This is a genomic window from Donghicola sp. (assembly GCF_025210255.1).
In the GTDB taxonomy this organism is placed as follows: domain Bacteria; phylum Pseudomonadota; class Alphaproteobacteria; order Rhodobacterales; family Rhodobacteraceae; genus Donghicola; species Donghicola eburneus.
In genome coordinates, this window is record NZ_JAOARZ010000022.1 from 112,985 (window position 1) to 131,679 (window position 18,695).

16 protein-coding genes are annotated in these 18,695 nt (G+C 59.0%); 7 read left to right on the top strand and 9 right to left on the bottom strand.

Going from position 1 to position 18,695, the window contains the following annotated elements:
* Position 1: 1 nt before the first annotated feature.
* From N4A58_RS07845 to bcp, 4 genes are all read right to left on the bottom strand, one after another.
* Positions 2-487 (bottom strand): polymer-forming cytoskeletal protein, encoded by a 486-nt coding sequence (locus N4A58_RS07845; protein WP_072707099.1) that lies wholly within the window; start codon positions 485-487, stop codon positions 2-4.
* A complete protein-coding gene (locus N4A58_RS07850; protein WP_293708768.1) occupies positions 477-1,811 on the bottom strand; it encodes a M23 family metallopeptidase in 1,335 nt (444 codons plus the stop codon). Before N4A58_RS07850 ends, N4A58_RS07845 begins: the two co-directional genes overlap by 11 nt.
* 186 nt (positions 1,812-1,997) lie before the next feature.
* Positions 1,998-2,804, bottom strand: a complete 807-nt coding sequence (locus tag N4A58_RS07855) for a ferritin-like domain-containing protein (RefSeq protein WP_293709290.1) — start codon at positions 2,802-2,804, stop codon at positions 1,998-2,000.
* Between the two features lie 17 nt (positions 2,805-2,821).
* On the bottom strand, positions 2,822-3,283 hold the full coding sequence (gene bcp, locus N4A58_RS07860; RefSeq protein WP_293708770.1) for a thioredoxin-dependent thiol peroxidase: 462 nt from the start codon (positions 3,281-3,283) through the stop codon (positions 2,822-2,824).
* Positions 3,284-3,328: 45 nt separating this feature from the next.
* Here bcp and N4A58_RS07865 point away from each other — a divergent pair, with 45 nt between their 5' ends.
* From N4A58_RS07865 to N4A58_RS07895, 7 genes are all read left to right on the top strand, one after another.
* Positions 3,329-6,607: a DUF3971 domain-containing protein gene (locus N4A58_RS07865; RefSeq protein WP_293708772.1), complete on the top strand. Its 3,279-nt coding sequence runs from the start codon at positions 3,329-3,331 to the stop codon at positions 6,605-6,607.
* Complete coding sequence (gene queA / locus N4A58_RS07870) at positions 6,604-7,653, top strand: tRNA preQ1(34) S-adenosylmethionine ribosyltransferase-isomerase QueA (RefSeq protein ID WP_293708774.1); 1,050 nt, start codon at positions 6,604-6,606, stop codon at positions 7,651-7,653. Before N4A58_RS07865 ends, queA begins: the two co-directional genes overlap by 4 nt.
* An 82-nt stretch (positions 7,654-7,735) precedes the next feature.
* Positions 7,736-8,983, top strand: coding sequence for an MFS transporter (locus N4A58_RS07875; RefSeq protein WP_072707094.1), 1,248 nt, complete (start codon positions 7,736-7,738; stop codon positions 8,981-8,983).
* Positions 8,984-9,088: 105 nt separating this feature from the next.
* Positions 9,089-9,685, top strand: a complete 597-nt coding sequence (locus N4A58_RS07880; RefSeq protein WP_092463933.1) for a DUF924 family protein — start codon at positions 9,089-9,091, stop codon at positions 9,683-9,685.
* Between the two features lie 67 nt (positions 9,686-9,752).
* On the top strand, positions 9,753-11,147 hold the full coding sequence (gene lpdA / locus N4A58_RS07885) for a dihydrolipoyl dehydrogenase (RefSeq protein WP_293708777.1): 1,395 nt from the start codon (positions 9,753-9,755) through the stop codon (positions 11,145-11,147).
* Positions 11,148-11,359: 212 nt separating this feature from the next.
* The gene (gene uvrA, locus N4A58_RS07890; protein ID WP_293708779.1) at positions 11,360-14,221 is read left to right on the top strand and encodes an excinuclease ABC subunit UvrA; all 2,862 of its coding nucleotides are present in this window, start codon (positions 11,360-11,362) and stop codon (positions 14,219-14,221) included.
* Between the two features lie 108 nt (positions 14,222-14,329).
* Positions 14,330-14,713 (top strand): hypothetical protein, encoded by a 384-nt coding sequence (locus N4A58_RS07895; protein ID WP_293708781.1) that lies wholly within the window; start codon positions 14,330-14,332, stop codon positions 14,711-14,713.
* A 12-nt stretch (positions 14,714-14,725) separates the two neighbouring features.
* Here N4A58_RS07895 and N4A58_RS07900 read toward each other — a convergent pair whose 3' ends face one another.
* From N4A58_RS07900 to N4A58_RS07920, 5 genes are all read right to left on the bottom strand, one after another.
* Positions 14,726-14,926, bottom strand: a complete 201-nt coding sequence (locus tag N4A58_RS07900) for a DUF2892 domain-containing protein (protein WP_072707089.1) — start codon at positions 14,924-14,926, stop codon at positions 14,726-14,728.
* A 91-nt stretch (positions 14,927-15,017) separates the two neighbouring features.
* Positions 15,018-15,347, bottom strand: coding sequence for an excinuclease ABC subunit A (locus N4A58_RS07905; RefSeq protein ID WP_293708784.1), 330 nt, complete (start codon positions 15,345-15,347; stop codon positions 15,018-15,020).
* A 91-nt stretch (positions 15,348-15,438) separates the two neighbouring features.
* Positions 15,439-16,311, bottom strand: coding sequence for a 3-hydroxyisobutyrate dehydrogenase (gene mmsB / locus N4A58_RS07910; protein WP_293708786.1), 873 nt, complete (start codon positions 16,309-16,311; stop codon positions 15,439-15,441).
* Between the two features lie 92 nt (positions 16,312-16,403).
* Positions 16,404-17,438 (bottom strand): enoyl-CoA hydratase/isomerase family protein, encoded by a 1,035-nt coding sequence (locus N4A58_RS07915; RefSeq protein WP_293708788.1) that lies wholly within the window; start codon positions 17,436-17,438, stop codon positions 16,404-16,406.
* The gene (locus tag N4A58_RS07920; RefSeq protein ID WP_293708790.1) at positions 17,435-18,577 is read right to left on the bottom strand and encodes an acyl-CoA dehydrogenase family protein; all 1,143 of its coding nucleotides are present in this window, start codon (positions 18,575-18,577) and stop codon (positions 17,435-17,437) included. Before N4A58_RS07920 ends, N4A58_RS07915 begins: the two co-directional genes overlap by 4 nt.
* Positions 18,578-18,695: the final 118 nt, after the last annotated feature.

Here is an 18,695-nt window from a genome sequence, read left to right on the forward strand (position 1 = left end):
ATCAGCTTGCGCTTTCGGGGCCAGTAATGCGCTTGGCGCCGGCGGTCGACAAAGGGTCGTCTTGACGCTGAACCGAACCTTCGAAGTGCGCGCCGCTCTCGATGGCGATGGTCTTGTGGATGATATCACCCTCAACACGTGCCGACGAGGTCAGGCGAACCTTCAGACCGCGCACGCGGCCCACGATGCGGCCGTTTACAACGACGTCGTCAGCTACAACTTCGCCTTTGATGGTGGCGGTTTCGCCAACGGTCAGCAGGTGGGCGCGGATGTCACCGTCAACGGTGCCTTCGACCTGAACATCGCCAGTGGTGCGGATGTTACCTTCGACGTGCAGATCAGACGACAGAACCGATGCGGGGGGCTTCGCCTTGGTCGCCGCGGGTGCTTTGAAATCAGACTTTTCCGCAGGTGCCGTTGCCGGAGCCGGTGCCGGAGCTTCGGTGGCCTTGGGGCCAGGTTCGTTGATCTTGCTTTTAGAAAACATCATTAGCAGCCTTGATATATACCATCGGGTTGACGGGTTTGCCCCCGACGCGCACCTCGTAATGCAGGTGTACGCCGGTCACGCGTCCTGATGCTCCCATATCACCGATACGGTCACCACGCGAGACCCTTTGGCCCTTGGTCACGTTAAGTTTGGACAAGTGGGCATACCTTGTCTCGATACCAAATTCATGCTGGATTTTAACCAAACGACCATAACCCGACGACCAGCCAGCATGGATTACAACGCCATCGGCCGTCGCGTAAAGCGGCGTTCCGGTGGATGCTGCAAAATCTACACCGGCATGCATCCGGCGTCCGCCTGTTTTCGGATCACGGCGATAACCAAAGGGGCTGGTAAAGCGGAATGCCGATTTAACAGGCGTCGCAAAGGGCGCTTTTTCAGCAGCCATGCGATACATGTTCAGCATATCCATCTGTTCCAAAAGGCGATTGGCGCGATCGATCTCGTGGCTGTGCTCTTCTTCGGTGCCAAAGGTCAGCGGCATGAGCGGGCCGCCTTGGCCTGAATAGCGGTTGCGGATTTGGCCAATGATGCGGTCAGGATCCATACCGGCAGAGCGGAACATCTTGTTCAGGGGTTCAACCGACACCGACATCGCTTCTTCGAGTTGACGGAAGACGCGGTCGTTCTGGTCGCGCAGCAGCTTTAGCTGCATGGCAATCTCATCCGCTTCACGAACAGCTTGGCGGGCCTCTTGGGCTTTGGCGTCGCGCTCGGCGGCAGTCTCGGACAGGGCGACGCTCAGGGCATCAACAGCACCGTTCACCTCAGAGCCCATGGCGACCACGCTGGTCGCGCCGTCTTCGCCTTCGATCGCGGCTTGCAGGGCGACAACCTTTTCAGCGGCGGTATCACGGGCATCCATGGTGCGGCGTAGGGTGTCCTGCACGACGGTCAGTCCGGTTTCCAGCTCGCGGCGGCGATCTTCGGAGGACAGAAGCTGCGACTGCATGACCGAGATCTGCTGCAGCGCAAGATTGAAGCGCTCCTGCGCGTCCGAGGCTTCTTCGGCACGCATATCACGCTCTTGGGCCAGACGGTTCAGACGCTCTTCGTAGTTTTCTTGTTCCCGCTGTGCTTGGGCGCGCAGGTTGCCGGACCCGATGCTGTCCATGAGCAGGATAGATGTCGAGATTGCAGCCCAAGACATGATCAACGCCAGCCCACCAAGCGCTGTAATCTGCGTAAGCGGTGTCAGGCGGATGAAACGGGTTTCCGTGTCCGAACGCAAAAATACGCGGCGTTCCGGAAACACATTGGCGAAGTGTGTCTCGATAAAGCGGTTAACGCGGCTTCTCACTGATATGTCCCCTAGGTGTTTTGACGCGAGCACGCCACAGGGCGCAGCGACGGCGTAGGTAGGGGATAAACCGCACCGTGGTTTTAGGGCAACCTTTTTGAAAATTCAGGCCAACCGGTTTGGCCGGTTCCCGCTCTTTCGGCGGGAATCTGCCGACCTATTGATGCCGAGAGCAACCGTCGGAACTCAGTCGTCGGTGACCGATCCAGTTTCGGTCAGCGGCCAGTAGAAGTCAGGCGGGATTCCGGCCTCTGCGCGCTTTTCTTCGTTAAAGGGTGGTTTAAGTGCGCCGTGGAAATAGCGGCGTACCAGATCGTGAAACACATCCTTGGGGTCCAGATTTTCGCGACCGCACATAAAGTGGAACCACTTGGAGCCAAAGGCCACGTGCCCGACTTCCTCGGAATAGATAATTTCCAGCGCGGCGACGGCGTCATCTGCCTTGGCCTTGCGGAAGATCTCGATCATGCCGGGGGTCACATCAAGACCGCGTGCCTCTAGCACCATGGGGACCACGGCAAGACGGCCCATGAAGTCCTCCGCGGTATCTTCGGCGGCCTTCCACATGCCCGCGTGGGCGGGCAGGTCGCCATAAAAGCTACCCAGCGCCTCGAGGCAGTCGCAGATCAGGTTGAAGTGCTTTGATTCTTCGGCGGCAGATTTCACCCAGTCGTCGTAAAAGCCGATTGGCATGGGGATATGTCCGAACCGTGCGATGATGTCCCAGTGCAGGTCGACCGCGTTCAGTTCGATATGAGCGACGGCGTGTAGCAATGCGATGCGCCCCTGCGGGCTGCCGGGGCGGCGGCGGGGCACATCACGGGGGTCCAGTAGCTCTGGCTTGGCCGGACGGGACGGGCGCAGGGGCGGATTGGCGGTGCCCACAGGGATGGGCGTGCCAGCCTTGCGCGCGGCGAACCACGCCTCCGCGTGCCGCTTCGAGATTTCGGTTTTCTCGCGTCCTTCACCGCAGGTCAGAACCTCGGTTGCCATTTCTGCCAGAGTTTGGGTCACAGCGCCTTCACGGCCTCCAGTACGTCTTCGGCATGTCCGGCGACTTTGACCTTGGGCCAGATGCGGGCGATGGTACCCGATGCGTCGATCAGCACGGTGGTGCGTTCGATGCCCATGTAGGTGCGGCCGTACATGTTCTTTTCCTTCCAGACGCCATAGCGTTCGCAAACATCGCTGTTTTCGTCCGACAAAAGCGCCACTTTCAGGCCGTGCTTGTCGCGGAACTTGTCATGCTTGGCAACGGTGTCTTTGGAAATCCCCAGTACCACTGCATTCGCGGCGCCAAAGGCGTCGGCATGTTCGGTAAAGGCGATGGCTTCTTTGGTGCAGCCGGGGGTGTCGTCCTTGGGGTAGAAATACAGAACCAGGGCCTGACCCGACAGGCTGTCCAGCGACACTTCTCCGCCGCCATCACGGGGGAGTGTGAATTCGGGGGCTTTCGCGCCAACTTCAATCATGGGCATATACCTTGCAGTGAGTGATTACGGGCAGTCTAGGGCCGCATGACCGAAAAGAAAGAGAACGAGACGCCTGAAACGGCAGAAAAATCCACCGCTTCGCTGCGCAAGCGTCGGAAGTTGTGGGCTTTTGTCGGTATCGTGCTGCTCGTCATGGTTTTGTTGCCCGTGGGCGGAGCCCTTTATCTATTGGATCGGCCGGTGCGGGTGCCGGAGTGGGCGGAAAACCGGATCGAGCAGGCCTTGGCCGGGCAAGGAACCGGCGCGCGCGTCCAGTTGGGTGAGATTTACCTGACCGTGGGCACAGGCCTGCGTCCGTGGGTCGAATTGCACGACACGGTGATCACGCAGCCGGACGGGGCGGCCCTAGCCCGCGTGAGCGATATGCGGGTGAACCTGTCGGGTCGCCGCTTGATCAAGGGCATCTTGGCGGCCGAGCACGTGTCGGTCAGTGGTCTTTTGATTGACTTGAAACGAGCACAGGATGGCACGTTCGAGCTGGCCTTTGGATCGTCGGATACACCAGTCGAGCGGTCGATGGATTTCCCTCGGCTCATTTCGGTCTTGGACACTGCATTCGAAACGCCTGAACTGGACCCCCTGCGCACAGTCACGCTTGATAATGTGAGCCTGCGATATGTGGACCTGCGGGCAGAGCGCTCTTGGACCGTAGATGGCGGACGCTTCATGGTCGAGCGCGATGGCGATGACCTGCATGCTTCGTCGGCGTTGACCTTGCTCACGGGGGGCGCCACGGCCGCGACGGTTGAAGGCAGCTATTGGCGGACGTTAGGAGAGCTCTCTGCCGATTTCGGCCTGACTGTAACTGATTTGCTCGCGCAGGATATTGCGACGCAGGCACCGGCATTGGCATTCTTTGCCGCGCTTGATGCGCCCTTGTCTGGCTCCTTGCGGGGGCAGCTTGGCGAGGAGGGGGAACTCTCAAACCTGAGCGCTTCGCTCTCGGTGGGGCAGGGCGCGCTGCGCCCGAACGAAGATGCCGCGCCTGTGCCGTTCAACGGCGCGCGCACCTACTTCAACTATGAACCCAAAGCCGGATTGCTGCTGTTCGACGAGGTCTCCGTCGATAGCGCATGGGTCACGGGCCGCGCCGAAGGCAGTGCACAACTGGTTATTGATGAGGGCAGCCAGTGGCCTTCGGCGATGATTGGTCAGATCCGTTTGTCGGACCTGACCGCTGCGCCGATCGGCGTCATGACCAAAGCGCTGGACATCCAGCAAGCCGATGCATCGTTCCGCCTGAACCTGCCCGATTTTGCGCTCGAGTTGGGCCAGATGACGGTGCAGGTCCCAGAGGGCCGTGCCAACATCTCTGGTCGGGTCGAGGCTGCCGTGGGTGGTTGGGCCCTGAGTTTGCTGGCCGAGGTGGACGAAGTTAGCCCAGAGGATGTGGTGTCCTACTGGCCTCCGTCCAAAGGCGCCAAAGTCCGCGACTGGCTGAGCAAGAACATCAAGGCAGGACGCCTGCGGGACATTCAGGTTCATCTGACCGCCGATCCGGGCGAGAAGCCGCGCCATCAGTTGGACTTCGCGTTTGATGGGGCAGAGGTGCAATACCTGCCCACGATGCCTCCGATCCGAAACGCTTCGGGCTGGGCCGAACTGGACAACACTCGTTTTGCTCTGCAAGTCGACCAAGCCGAGGTGCGCCCCAAGCAGGGTGGTGTGATCGACATCAGCGGTTCGCGCTATGAAATCCCGAAATTTGGCAAACCGCCTGAGGATGCCCAAGTCGCGCTACGGGGCAAAGGGACCGTCACCGCGTTTATGAGCCTGCTGGACTCAGACCCGATCAATGTGCCGACCAAGACCAACCTGCCGACCACTTTGGCTGACGGGATGGCAGAGGTGGAGGGCACCTTGGGTATCCCGTTCAAGCCCAAGCTTGGTCCAAATGATGTTGCCTATGATTTCGACGCAACCATCCGGCAGGTGCGTACTAATCAAATCGTCAAAGGCTCGGTGCTGGCCTCTGAAAGCCTAACACTGCACGCGGATCGCGGTGGAGTGAAAATTTCGGGGCGTGGGCGGTTTAACCAGATTCCCTTTGATGGCAGCTTCACAGCGCCCAAAGGCGGCACACCGACTGTAAGTGCAGACGTTGAGTTGAGCGAACGCGCGCTTGATGCCTTGAATATTGATTTGGGGACTGTTGCGATCTCGGGGCAGGGGACGGGGCGGCTCGACCTGACTTTGCCCAAAGGCAAGCCAATCGGGTTGAGGTTGACCAGCAAACTCAGTGGTGTGGGAGTCGGCCTGTCCTCTATCGGTTGGTCCAAGGCGCGTAGCGCGAATGGCGGGCTCACGCTCGCGGGGCAACTGAACCCGTTGGCGATCGATACGCTTGAATTTTCGGCCCCCGGTTTGGCGCTCTCGGGTGATTTGCGCACCACAGCCGAAGGGAAGGTCACCGACGTTCGGCTGTCGCAGTTGCGCGTGGGCAATTGGCTGGATTCCAACGTTACACTTGGCCTGCGCCAGAATGCTCCACCGCTGATTTCACTGCGTGATGGGCGCGTTGATATCTCCAAGATGCCCGCGACGCGCTCTTCGGGCGGCGCGGGTAGTCCGCTGCGCCTGTCTGACATGACGGTTCAGATCACGAGCGGCATTGGGTTGCAAAACTTCAATGGAGACTTCGAAACCACTGGTGGGACTCGAGGGACCTTTACCGCAAACGTGAATGGTGGCGCCCCGGTCGAAGGGCTGATCGCCCCAAGCCGCGGCCGCAGCGCTATCCGCGTCACCAGCGAAGACGGTGGCGATGTGATGCGGGACGCGGGCATTCTGAAACAAGCCAATGGTGGCGAAATGGTTCTGACCCTGACCCCTGCGCGGACGGAGGGGCAGTATGATGGAGTGCTCGCGATCACGAACACCCGCCTTTACGATGCGCCTGCGGTCACGGACCTGCTGAATGCAGTGAGCGTGGTGGGGCTTTTGGATCAAATGGCTAACGGCGGAATCTACTTTTCAAATGTGGATGCGAAATTCCGACTGACGCCAGAACAGTTCATCCTTACCGAAAGCAGCGCTGTGGGTCCGTCGATGGGGCTGTCGCTGGACGGTATTATTGGTCTGAAGAATAATATGATGGATCTGCAAGGTGTCCTGTCCCCTGTCTACATGCTGAACGGCATTGGAGGCATCTTTACCCGCGCGGGCGAGGGACTCTTTGGCTTTAACTTTACCCTCACCGGCTCTACCTCTGCGCCGCAAGTCGGGGTCAATCCGCTTTCGGTCTTGACCCCCGGTATGTTCAGAGAGATTTTCCGCCGTCCTCCGCCAAAGGTAAGCCAGTGAAACTAAGCGACTTCGATTTCCATCTGCCCGAGAGCCTGATCGCGACTCGTCCGGCCAAGCCCCGCAGCGCCTCGCGGCTGCTGGTGTCGCGTCCTGATGGGCTGTCTGATCTGCATGTGTATGACCTACCGGATCTGCTGCAGGCTGGCGATCGTTTGGTCTTGAACGATACGCGCGTGATTCCGGCGCGCCTGTTCGGCCAACGCTGGCGGGACAGTGCCCAAGGTCGCGTGAGCGCCAAGATCGAGGTGACCCTGCTGGAGCCGCGCCCGAACGGGCAGTGGGCGGCCTTGGTCAAACCCCTGCGCAAATTGGGCGAAGGCGAGTGGGTCGAATTCTCGGCTGATCTCAGGGCGCAGCTCGTGGGCCGCGAAGAGGGGCAGGCCGTTCTGGAATTCAATCTGACAGGCGATGACTTCGATGCCGCTTTGGCCGAAGCAGGGGCGATGCCGTTGCCGCCCTATATCGCGGCCAAGCGCGCTGCCGACAGTCAGGACAAAGAGGATTACCAGACCGTTTGGGCGCGCAACACCGGTGCAGTCGCGGCACCAACCGCGAGCCTGCACTTTGACCAACCGCTTTTGGATAAGCTGGCTGGCATGGGCGTTGGCTTCTCCTATGTGACCTTGCATGTCGGGGCAGGGACCTTTTTGCCGGTCAAGGTGGATGATGTTACCACGCACAAGATGCATTCGGAGTGGGGCGAAGTCAGCCAAGCCGCCGCGTCCGAGATCGCACAGACCAAAGCGAGCGGAGGCCGCGTGATACCCGTCGGGACAACCGCGCTGCGGCTGATCGAAACGGCGGCGCGCGATACTGGGGCCATTCGGCCTTGGTCCGGCGATACAGATATTTTCATCTATCCGGGCTTTGAATTCCGCGTTGCAGACGCGCTGATGACGAATTTCCACCTGCCCAAATCGACCTTGATGATGCTGGTTTCTGCGCTTGTCGGACGGGACCGTATCATGGCCGCTTACGACCATGCGATTTCGCAAAAATATCGTTTCTTTTCCTACGGGGATGCATCCCTGTTGATTCCCTAGGCTTTGTGCGAGTACCCGCCTTCTGTTAAGGTGAGGCCGCGGTTAGTCTTCCGAATAGAAACGCAAACTCTGGGAAGTTCAGATGCTACAGGTGTTCTCGAGCGCATGGCCGCTCCTTCTAGGTCTATTGCTGCTGATGGTGGGCAACGGGATGCAAGGCACGCTCCTTGGTCTGCGCGGCGCCTATGAGGGCTTTGGCACCTTTGAGATGTCGATCGTGATGTCGGCCTACTTCCTCGGCTTCTTGGGCGGCTCACGGATGGCGCCAGAGATGATCCGGCGCGTGGGGCACGTGCGGGTGTTTGCGGCGCTGGCCTCGATGGTGTCGGCAGTTTTGATTCTATATCCGGCGATTGCGGACCCGTGGGCGTGGACCGTGGGGCGCGTGGCAATCGGCTTTTGCTTCTCGGCAGTCTACGTGACGGCGGAAAGCTGGCTGAACAACACCACGACGAATGAAACCCGTGGGCAAGCGCTGTCCCTATATATGCTGGTTCAGATTTTTGGTCTGGTGGCGGCCCAAGGTCTGGTAAACGTGAGCGACGTTGGCGGGTACCTGCTGTTCGTCATTCCGTCGGTTTTGGTTTCGCTGTCCTTTGCGCCCATTCTGTTGTCGATCAACCCGACCCCGGCCTTTGACCGGACCAAGCCGATGACCCTGCGCCAGCTCTACAATATCTCGCCTTTGGGCTGCGTGGGCATGTTCCTGTTGGGCGGTGCGTTTGCAGCGCAATTCGGCATGGCGTCCGTCTTTGGTACCGAAGCGGGGCTGAACACTGCACAAATTTCGGTCTTTATCTCGGTCTTTTTTGCCGCAGCTCTTGTGGTGCAGTTCCCGATTGGTTGGCTGTCGGATCGCATGGATCGCCGTCTGCTGATTGTCGTGTTGGCGACGATCGGTGTCCTGGGTGCAATTCTGGGCATGTTGGTGGGCAACCACTTTGTGCTGCTGCTGGTCTCGGCCTCGCTCATTGGCGGCGTGACGAACCCCCTCTATGCCCTGCTTCTGGCTTACACGAACGACTATCTCGAGACCGAGGATATGGCCGCCGCCTCGGGTGGGCTGGTTTTCATCAACGGTTTCGGGGCGATAGCGGGTCCTGTGATCACGGGTTGGCTCATGTCACAATTCGGGCCCAACGCGTTTTTCCTGATCATCGGGGTCCTGTTGGCCGCGCTGGTCGGCTACGCTGCGTACCGCATGACCGTCCGCTCCGCACCCTCGCGCGAGGATTACAATTCCTACGCACCAGTTTACGCAACGGCGACCCAACTGGCGGTCGAAACCGCGCTCGAAGAGTCGCACGCCAACCCCGTCGAAGAGAAATAATCCGCCGGTGCCCCTCTCTGGTTGCATCAGGATGTTATAAATTGTGACTGTTCTCTCCACCCAACCTTACGTAACGATTTTATGGAGTGTTGAGTGGAGGGCAGACTGATGACACCGCAAAAGGTATTAGAATTCTGGTTGGACGAGGTTGGTCCAAAAGGCTGGTACAACAGTACCGAAGCTCTGGACGCGGAGATCCGAGACAAATTTTTCGACATCTGGACCGAAGCCGCAGAAGGCGCCTATGGACTTTGGCTGACCTATCCAACGGGTGCGCTGGGCTACATTGTTCTGATGGACCAGCTGCCGCGGAACATGTTCCGCGATGACGCGCAGGCCTTTGCCACGGACTTTCCGGCGCGCGCCGCGGCCAAGGTTGCCATCGATCATGGCTGGGATCTGAAGATTCACGAGCCCGCACGTCAATTCTTTTACTTGCCCTTGATGCATTCCGAGAGCCTATGCGATCAGGATCGCTGTGTGCGCCTGATGCACGAGCGTCTGCCGGAAACCGGCGAGAGCAACCTGCTCCATGCTAAGGTTCATCGTGAAATCATTCGTAAATTCGGGCGCTTCCCTTACCGCAACAAGGCGCTAGGTCGCAGCTCTACGGCAGCCGAAGAGACGTTCCTTGCGGCCGGCGGCTACGGCGAAATCTTGCGTGAGTTGCAGGAAAAACAACAACTCGAAGCTGTTGGCTGACGCCTTTGTTGATGCTCCGTCCAAGATAGTTTAACGTCAAACTAATTCTTGAATCGGAGGAGTGCCAATGGCCGCCAAGGAATTCGATGTTGTCGTGATCGGGGCGGGCCCCGGCGGGTATGTAGCTGCAATTCGGGCAGCACAGCTGGGGCTCAAGACCGCCGTGGTCGAGCGCGAGCACATGGGCGGGATCTGCCTGAACTGGGGGTGTATCCCGACCAAGGCGCTGCTGCGCTCGGCAGAAGTCTATCACACCATGCATCGCGCCAAGGATTTCGGCCTGTCGGCAGAGAACATCAGCTTTGACTTGGACGCGGTTGTGAAGCGCTCGCGCGGCGTGGCAAAGCAGCTGAACGGTGGCGTTGGTCACCTGCTGAAGAAAAACAAAGTGACCACCATCATGGGCACTGCGACCATCCCCGCCAAAGGCAAGGTCAGCGTCAAGACCGACAAGGGCACCGAAGAACTTGTCGCCAAGAACATCATCGTCGCCACCGGTGCGCGCGCGCGCGAACTGCCCGGGCTGGAAGCGGATGGTGATCTGGTTTGGACTTACAAGCACGCACTTGTCCCCCAGAAGATGCCCAAGAAACTGCTTGTGATCGGCTCGGGCGCGATCGGCATCGAATTCGCCAGTTTCTACAACACCTTGGGTGCTGACACGACTGTCGTCGAGGTTCAGGACCGTATCCTGCCGGTCGAGGACGCAGAAATCGCGGCCTTCGCGAAAAAGGCGTTCACCAAGCAGGGCATCAAGATCAAAGAAAAAGCCATGGTCAAAAAATTGGACCGCGGCAACGGCAAGGTCACCGCGCACATCGAAATGGGCGGCAAGACCACGACCGAAGAGTTCGACACCGTTATCTCGGCTGTGGGCATCGTCGCCAACACCGGCGGTATCGGTCTGGAAGAAGTGGGCGTCAAGATCGACCGCAGCTTTGCCGTGACCGACGAGTTCTGCCGCACCGGTGTCGAGGGCATTTATGTCATTGGCGACGCGACCAATGGTCCTTGGCTGGCGCACAAAGCGTCCCACGAAGGCGTCATGGTTGCAGAGCACATCGCGGGCGGTCATCCGCACCCCGTCAAGCCAGAGACCATCGCCGGCTGTACCTATTGCCATCCGCAGATCGCCAGCGTCGGCCTGACCGAAGAGAAGGCCAAAGCGGCTGGATACAAGATCAAGGTTGGCCGCTTTCCTTTCATCGGGAACGGTAAGGCGATCGCTCTGGGCGAGCCCGAGGGCATGGTGAAAACCGTGTTTGACGAGAAAACCGGCGAGCTGCTCGGCGCGCACATGGTTGGCGCCGAGGTCACCGAAATGATCCAAGGCTACGTCATCGGCCAGAAGCTGGAGACCACCGAAGCGGATTTGATGGAAACCGTGTTCCCGCATCCGACACTGTCGGAAATGATGCACGAGAGCGTCTTGGACGCTTGGGATCGCGCGATCCACATCTGATTTAATCGATTAAGATTTGAAAAGGGCGAGGGTGGCAAAGGCTGCTCTCGCCCTTTTCTTTGCGCTGATGGCGTGGCTGGCATAGTGAGTATTTTTGCAAAGCAGAAAGCGAAGGGCGTGAAAGAGCGGATGTTCTTAAAAAGTTCTTAACGAATGGTTGGAGACTCGGGCAGGCTGGACTATTTGATAGGGGTCACTTTCTGGGGGTCCGAATGGCCGAGCTGAAGAACATCGAGGTCCGCGGCGCGCGCGAGCATAATCTGAAGAACATCGACGTGGATATTCCGCGCGACCAGCTGGTGGTGATCACCGGTTTGTCGGGGTCCGGCAAGTCCAGTCTGGCGTTCGATACGATCTATGCGGAAGGGCAGCGACGCTATGTCGAGAGCCTGAGCGCGTATGCGCGGCAGTTCCTCGATATGATGGAAAAGCCGGATGTGGATCACATCAGTGGTCTGAGCCCAGCGATCTCTATCGAGCAGAAGACCACCAGCAAGAACCCGCGATCGACCGTCGGGACTGTGACCGAGATTTACGACTACATGCGTCTGCTGTTTGCGCGGGCGGGGACTCCGTACAGCCCCGCGACCGGCTTGCCGATCGAGGCGCAGCAGGTTCAGGACATGGTCGACCGTGTCATGGGCATGGAAGAGGGTACTCGCGCCTATTTGCTGGCGCCGATCGTGCGCGACCGCAAAGGCGAGTACCGCAAGGAATTTCTGGAACTACGTAAGCAGGGCTTCCAACGCGTTAAGGTTGATGGCGAATTCTATGATCTGGATGAGCCGCCGACCTTGGACAAGAAGTTCCGTCACGACATTGATGTGGTCGTGGATCGGATCGTTGTGCGCGAGGGGATGGAGACGCGTCTGGCGGATTCATTCCGGACCGCGTTGGATCTGGCCGATGGGATCGCCATTCTGGAGACGGCGCCGCGCGAAGGGGAGCCGGAGCGCTTTACCTTCTCCGAGAATTTTGCTTGTCCCGTCAGCGGGTTCACGATCCCCGAGATTGAGCCGCGCCTGTTTTCGTTCAACGCGCCATTCGGGGCCTGTCCAGAGTGTGACGGCTTGGGCGTAGAGCTGTTCTTTGACGAAAAGCTGGTCGTGCCGGACGAGGATCTGAAGGTCTATGACGGGGCTTTGGCGCCTTGGCGCAAGGGGAAGTCGCCGTATTTCCTGCAGACCATCGAAGCGATCGCCAAGCACTACGAGTTTGACAAGAACACCAAGTGGAAGGACTTGCCTGCCCATGTGAAGCAGGTGTTCCTGTACGGATCTGGCGACGAAGAAATCCAGTTCCGCTATGACGAAGGCGGGCGCGTCTATCAGGTCAGCCGTGTGTTCGAGGGCGTCATCCCGAACATGGAACGCCGCTATCGCGAGACCGATTCCAACTGGATTCGCGAAGAATTCGAGCGCTATCAGAACAACCGCTCCTGCGGGACGTGCCACGGGTATCGTCTGCGTGAAGAGGCTTTAGCGGTAAAAATTGGGGGGCTGCATATTGGTCAGGTGGTCGAGATGTCGATCAAGCAGGCCTATGACTGGTGCAAGACCGTCCCTGAGAGTCTGTCCAAGCAAAAGAACGAGATTGCCCATGCAATCCTCAAGGAAATCCGCGAACGCCTTGGGTTCTTGAATAACGTTGGGCTGGAGTACCTGACGCTGTCGCGGAATGCGGGGACTTTGTCGGGTGGTGAGAGCCAGCGCATCCGTTTGGCCAGTCAGATTGGCAGCGGTCTGACAGGTGTTTTGTACGTGTTGGATGAGCCTTCGATTGGTCTGCACCAGCGCGACAATGATCGTCTGTTGACCACGCTGAAAAACCTGCGCGATCAGGGGAACACCGTGATCGTTGTAGAACATGACGAAGATGCCATTCGCGAGGCGGACTATGTCTTTGACATCGGGCCGGGTGCGGGCGTCCACGGTGGTCAGGTCGTCTCGCACGGGACGCCAGAGGCTTTGGCGGCGGACCCGAATTCGGTCACGGGGCAATACCTGAGCGGCGTGCGAGAAATTTCTGTTCCTACAGAGCGACGCAAGGGAAATGGCAAGAAGATCAAGGTCGTGAAGGCCAGCGGGAACAATCTGAAGGATGTGACGGTGGATTTTCCGTTGGGCAAGTTTGTCTGCGTGAGCGGCGTGTCGGGTGGGGGCAAATCGACTCTGACCATCGAGACCCTGTTCAAGACCGCGTCTATGCGTCTGAATGGCGCGAAACAGGTGCCTGCGCCCTGCCAGACGATCAAGGGGCTCGAGCATCTGGACAAGGTGATCGACATTGACCAGCGCCCCATCGGCCGGACGCCGCGATCCAACCCTGCGACCTACACCGGGGCGTTTACGCCGATCCGAGAGTGGTTCGCAGGCCTGCCAGAGGCCAAGGCGCGCGGGTACAAACCGGGCCGCTTCAGCTTCAACGTCAAAGGCGGGCGGTGCGAGGCGTGTCAGGGCGACGGTGTCATCAAGATCGAGATGCACTTCCTGCCCGACGTCTACGTGACCTGCGAAACCTGTAAGGGAAAGCGGTACAACCGCGAAACGCTCGAGGTGCAATTCAAGGGCAAATCCATTGCCGATGTGCTGGATATGACTGTCGAAGATGCGCAAGAATTCTTTCAAGCGGTGCCGAGTATCCGCGAGAAGATGGACGCGCTGATGCGGGTGGGCCTTGGCTACATCAAGGTCGGCCAGCAGGCGACGACCCTCTCGGGCGGCGAAGCACAGCGCGTGAAGCTGTCCAAGGAACTGTCGAAACGGTCGACAGGTCGGACGCTGTATATTCTGGACGAACCTACCACAGGGCTGCATTTCGAGGATGTGCGTAAGCTCTTGGAAGTGCTGCATGAACTGGTTGAACAGGGCAACAGCGTTGTCGTGATTGAGCACAACCTCGACGTCATCAAAACTGCCGACTGGGTCATAGATATCGGTCCCGAGGGCGGTGATGGTGGCGGCGAAGTCGTGGCCACGGGCACGCCTGAAAAGGTTGCCAAAGAGCCGCGCAGCCACACTGGGCACTATCTGGTCGACATGCTCAAACCAAGAAAGCCGGTCGCGGCGGAATAAGCCAAGCAAAAAGAATGCAGGCGGGGCAAGGCTCCGCCTTTTTCGTGTCATCATGCTGCCGGAATGGGGTGACAGCTTTGCTCGCGTTGCGAGTGAAGGAGAGTTGATTTGAAAACCTTGTGTGCCGCCGCTGCCTTGCTGTTTGCGGCGACCGGACCTGCCAATGCGGGCCAACCTTTCGAAGAGAGCCTTGTGGAGTGTGCGGTTCTGATCGAGTTAATGACTGGGGAACAAACGCCTGTTTCGGGCCAGAGCGCCGAATTGGAATACTTTGTCGGGACCGCGGCAAATATGCGCGCTGAGGCGGTGCGCCGTAGTGACGCCAACTATGTGGAGCGAACTGCCGCCGAAAAGCGACAGGTCTGGCATGATCGCTGGGACGCAGGCAAATGGGACAATCTCGAGAACCGCGAAGATTTGGTGGAGTGGTGGACCTATTGCTTCAAGTTTGCAGAGCATCTTGAGGTCGAAGGTCCAACCCCATTTGATTAGGTGCCCTTGGCGTCATTTCCGTGGACAGGTGTTCATCCCGAAAATTGAATACAGCGGGCAGGTCGACATCAGGCCTGTCGCCAACGGGATGATACCGATCAAATAGAGCCAGCCATATGTGCTGTCGCCATTGAACAAAAAGCCGACCAGAAGGGCCGCGCCCACCACGATCCGCAGGATGCGGTCAATACCGCCAACATTCTTGGAAAACATAACGAGCTCCTAAATTATATTCTGTATGTAGAATATAACATTCGGGAGCTCGATACGCTAGGGGCCGCAGATGCGGCGCTTTGCCCGTAGCTTAGTTCAGCAGATTTTGCATAGCGCCGATCAGAGCCAGCACTTCGCCGGTTTGTTCGTTGATACGGTAGACGTAGCCGTTCGACACCACATAGTTGCCATCGTTTAAGCCATACCGGTCGGGTCGGTCGAGGCGATCATAATGGCCGATGTAGTCGCCGCGCTGGAAGTGGCCGGCATCATGGCCTTTTTTCGCTTGGCCCGGCGGGACACAGGGCGGGTTCTTTTTGGCGAGTCCCGGAGGGCAATTGCCGTTGCCTGCAGCGAATGCGGTAGGGGCGGCAAACGTCGCTGCCAAAGCAGAGGCGATAATAAGGGCTGTGCGTTTCACGGGTCCATCCTTCGTTGTTCACCTGACTAACGCAAAAGCCGCGAAGCAGTTCTCTCTGCTCGCGGCTCTGTGATGGGTGGTGGCTGTTGGATCAGGTACGCGACCGGGCCGAGAATCGCGGTAGCATCGCGCTAAAATCTTTGCCGCTGCCGTCTTCGGTTTCGACAAAGGTTTGGTAGAGCGTTTCGGCCAATTGACCCATGGGCGTATCGGCGTCTGCGCTGGCAGCGGCCTGTTGCGACAGGCGCAGGTCCTTGAGCATTAGGTCCGCCGCAAAGCCCGGCTTGTAGTCATTGTCTGACGGGGATTGCGGGCCAATGCCGGGGGCAGGGCAGTAGGCGTTGATGGACCAACTTGCGCCCGAGGAGGTGGAGACCACATCGAACATCGCCTGTCGGTCGAGCCCTAGTTTGTCGGCAAGGGCAAAAGCCTCGCACGTCGCGATCATGGTCACGCCAAGGATCATGTTGTTGCAGATTTTGGCGGCTTGGCCGTTGCCCGAAGGGCCGCAATGGACGGCTTTCTGCCCCATGATGTCGAACAGAGGTTTGGCGGTCGCGAAGGCCGCTTCGCTGCCGCCAACCATAAAGGTCAAAGTGCCCTCCGCCGCGCCGCCAATCCCGCCAGAGACAGGGGCATCCAGCGCATCAAGGCCGTTCTCGCGGGCTTGGTCTGACACGGCGCGGGCGCTGTCGACGTCTACGGTCGAACAGTCAAGGAGCACGCTGCCCTTGGGCATGGCTGGAATGATCTCGGCGGCAACAGATTGCAGGATTGCGCCGTTGGGCAGCATGGTAATAACAACGTCTGCACCCGTCGCGGCCTCTGCGCCAGAGGTGGCGTTGGCCACGCCTTCGACGGTGACGCCGGCGGCGTCATATCCTGTGACCTCGTGACCCGCTTTGACGAGGTTCAGTGCCATGGGCGCGCCCATGTTTCCAAGTCCGATAAAGCCGATTTTCATTCTATCCTCCCATGGGCGCAGGTCTTGGATACTGCCGCGACGCTGCGCCCGATGGATCGCGGAGGGCATTAAGTATTTTCAGCAAAAAGAAGCTAGAAGCGCAGTTCGCTTTCCCTGAGCGGTTCGAGCATTCGGTCAATTTCGGCTTGGGTAAGGTCAGCGGGACTGGCGTGGGTCCACTGTGGTGTGCGGTCCTTGTCGATGACTTGCGCGCGAATGCCTTCGAGGAAATCGCCCTGTTCCTGCGCGCGGTAGGTACAGCGGTATTCCCAGGTCAGTGCATCCTTCAGGTTCGGGGTAGGGCGTTGGCGCCGGATAAGTTGGAGCGATGTCGCCATAGCGAGCGGCGCATGATGGCGCAGGGACTGAAGTGTTTCCTCTGCCAGATCAGAAGAGTTGTCTTCGAGCCGCTGGAACAGGTCCTGTAGTGTGCCCGCTGAGAACAGCTCGTCGATCAGGTCCTGCTTTTGCGCCAGTGTGGAGTCTGGCGCGGGGTGCAAGGTGGCCGTCAGGGCGGTGATATCGCCGGTTTCAATCAATTGCTGCTTGAGCGTGTCCCAATCGCTTTCTGCGATGTAGTGGTCGGCAAATCCTGCGCGAATAGCGTCGCCAGCTTTCATCCGTGCGCCGGTCAGGCCAAGGTACTCACCGAGGTGTCCGGGCGCTGCGGCCAACAGGGCGGTGCCGCCCACGTCAGGGACCAGTCCGATGCCGCATTCAGGCATCGCAAGGCGTGTTGTGTCGCCGACAATCCGGTGCTGGACGTGGCAGCCAACCCCGACGCCGCCGCCCATGACGTAGCCTTGCATAAAGCTGACGATCGGCTTGGGGTAGGTCGCGAGCCGGTTGTTCATCCGGTACTCATCCGCCCAAAACGCGCGGGCCTCGGCGTAGTCGCCTGCTTTGCCCTGATGGTAAATGGCGGCAATGTCCCCGCCCGCGCAAAAGGCACGATCGCCCTCGGCATCAATCAGGATGATCTGTACAGTGTCGTCGTTTTCCCAGTTGTCCAAGGCTGCGGCGATGGCTTTGCACATGTCATAGGATAGGGCATTCAAAGCCTTGGGGCGGGTCAGGGTAATGCGACCGGCGCGTCCCTCGATACGGGTAGAAATGTCTGATGTCATCTTTCGGCCAGCAATTGACGCGCCACAATGAGACGCATGATTTCGTTGGTCCCCTCAAGGATCTGATGCACACGTAAATCGCGCACGATCTTTTCAATGCCGTAATCGGCAAGATAGCCATATCCGCCGTGCAACTGCAGACATTGATCCGCAACACGGCTGCCCGCTTCGGTCACGAACTTCTTGGCCATGGCGCAGAATTTCGTGGCGTCTGGCGTGCCGTTGTCCAGCTTCCACGCGGCTTGGCGCAAAAAGGTGCGGGCGGCTTGCAGTTCAATTTCTGCGTCCGCGAGACGGAATTGAAGGGCTTGGAAATGGTCGATGGATTTGCCAAAGGCTTTACGCTCGGCCATGTAATTCAGGGTCTGGGTGAGAGCGGCCTGAGCGGCCCCGAGTGAGCAGGCCGAGATATTCAGGCGCCCGCCGTCCAACCCCTTCATCGCGTATTTGAACCCTTCGCCTTCGGTGCCCAAAAGGTTGGTGGCGGGGATGTGGCAGTCATCCATCTGGACTTGACGTGTGGGCTGTGATCTCCAGCCCATTTTGTCTTCAAGCCCGCCATAGCTGAGGCCCGCAGTCCCGTCTTCGATCACGAACGCGGAGATGCCGCGCGGGCTGTCGTCGCCCGAGCGAGCCATCACGATATAAGCGTCGGAATAGCCGCCGCCCGAGATGAAGGCCTTGGTCCCCGTCAGGCTGTAGCCCTGATCGGTGGCCGTGGCGCGTGTGCGCAATGCGGCGGCATCGCTGCCCGATCCGGGTTCGGTCAGGCAGTATGAGAACACCTTTTCCATCGAGAGGGCGGCAGGCAAGTAGCGGTCGCGCATTTCGTCGCTGGCAAAGCTGTCCAGCATTTTGGCGCACATGTTGTGGATCGATAGGAACGCAGCAACGGATGGGCAGGCCATCGACAGTGCCTCGAACACGAGCGTTGCGTCCAGCCGAGACAGGCCAGAACCGCCGTTTTCTTCGGACACGTATAAGCCGCCAAACCCCAATTCTGCCAGCTGTGGCCACAGCTCTTTGGGTATCGTGCCGTCCCGTTCCCATGCCTGCGCGTGGGGGGCGATGTGCTCCTCCCCGAATGCGCGTGCCATATCGAAAATGGCGTCTTGTTCTTCGGTCAGTGCGAAATCCATGGCGCGGCCTCCCCTCCGGTGCATGAATTGAACATTCGTTCAGATGATTGCCCTGATCCCCGCATGATTGCAAGAGGGGGACGTGGACAGTATATGCCAAGCCTAGCGCGAATTGGCC

What these genes read in the sequence shown, in the direction of transcription:
- N4A58_RS07915 (WP_293708788.1), bottom strand. Translation starts at nt 17,438, where the DNA reads ATGACATCAGACATTTCTACCCGTATCGAGGGACGCGCCGGTCGCATT.
- mmsB (WP_293708786.1), bottom strand. Translation starts at nt 16,311, where the DNA reads ATGAAAATCGGCTTTATCGGACTTGGAAACATGGGCGCGCCCATGGCA.
- N4A58_RS07865 (WP_293708772.1), top strand. Translation starts at nt 3,329, where the DNA reads ATGACCGAAAAGAAAGAGAACGAGACGCCTGAAACGGCAGAAAAATCC.
- lpdA (WP_293708777.1), top strand. Translation starts at nt 9,753, where the DNA reads ATGGCCGCCAAGGAATTCGATGTTGTCGTGATCGGGGCGGGCCCCGGC.
- uvrA (WP_293708779.1), top strand. Translation starts at nt 11,360, where the DNA reads ATGGCCGAGCTGAAGAACATCGAGGTCCGCGGCGCGCGCGAGCATAAT.
- N4A58_RS07900 (WP_072707089.1), bottom strand. Translation starts at nt 14,926, where the DNA reads ATGTTTTCCAAGAATGTTGGCGGTATTGACCGCATCCTGCGGATCGTG.
- N4A58_RS07920 (WP_293708790.1), bottom strand. Translation starts at nt 18,577, where the DNA reads ATGGATTTCGCACTGACCGAAGAACAAGACGCCATTTTCGATATGGCA.
- N4A58_RS07845 (WP_072707099.1), bottom strand. Translation starts at nt 487, where the DNA reads ATGTTTTCTAAAAGCAAGATCAACGAACCTGGCCCCAAGGCCACCGAA.
- N4A58_RS07855 (WP_293709290.1), bottom strand. Translation starts at nt 2,804, where the DNA reads ATGGCAACCGAGGTTCTGACCTGCGGTGAAGGACGCGAGAAAACCGAA.
- N4A58_RS07875 (WP_072707094.1), top strand. Translation starts at nt 7,736, where the DNA reads ATGCTACAGGTGTTCTCGAGCGCATGGCCGCTCCTTCTAGGTCTATTG.
- bcp (WP_293708770.1), bottom strand. Translation starts at nt 3,283, where the DNA reads ATGATTGAAGTTGGCGCGAAAGCCCCCGAATTCACACTCCCCCGTGAT.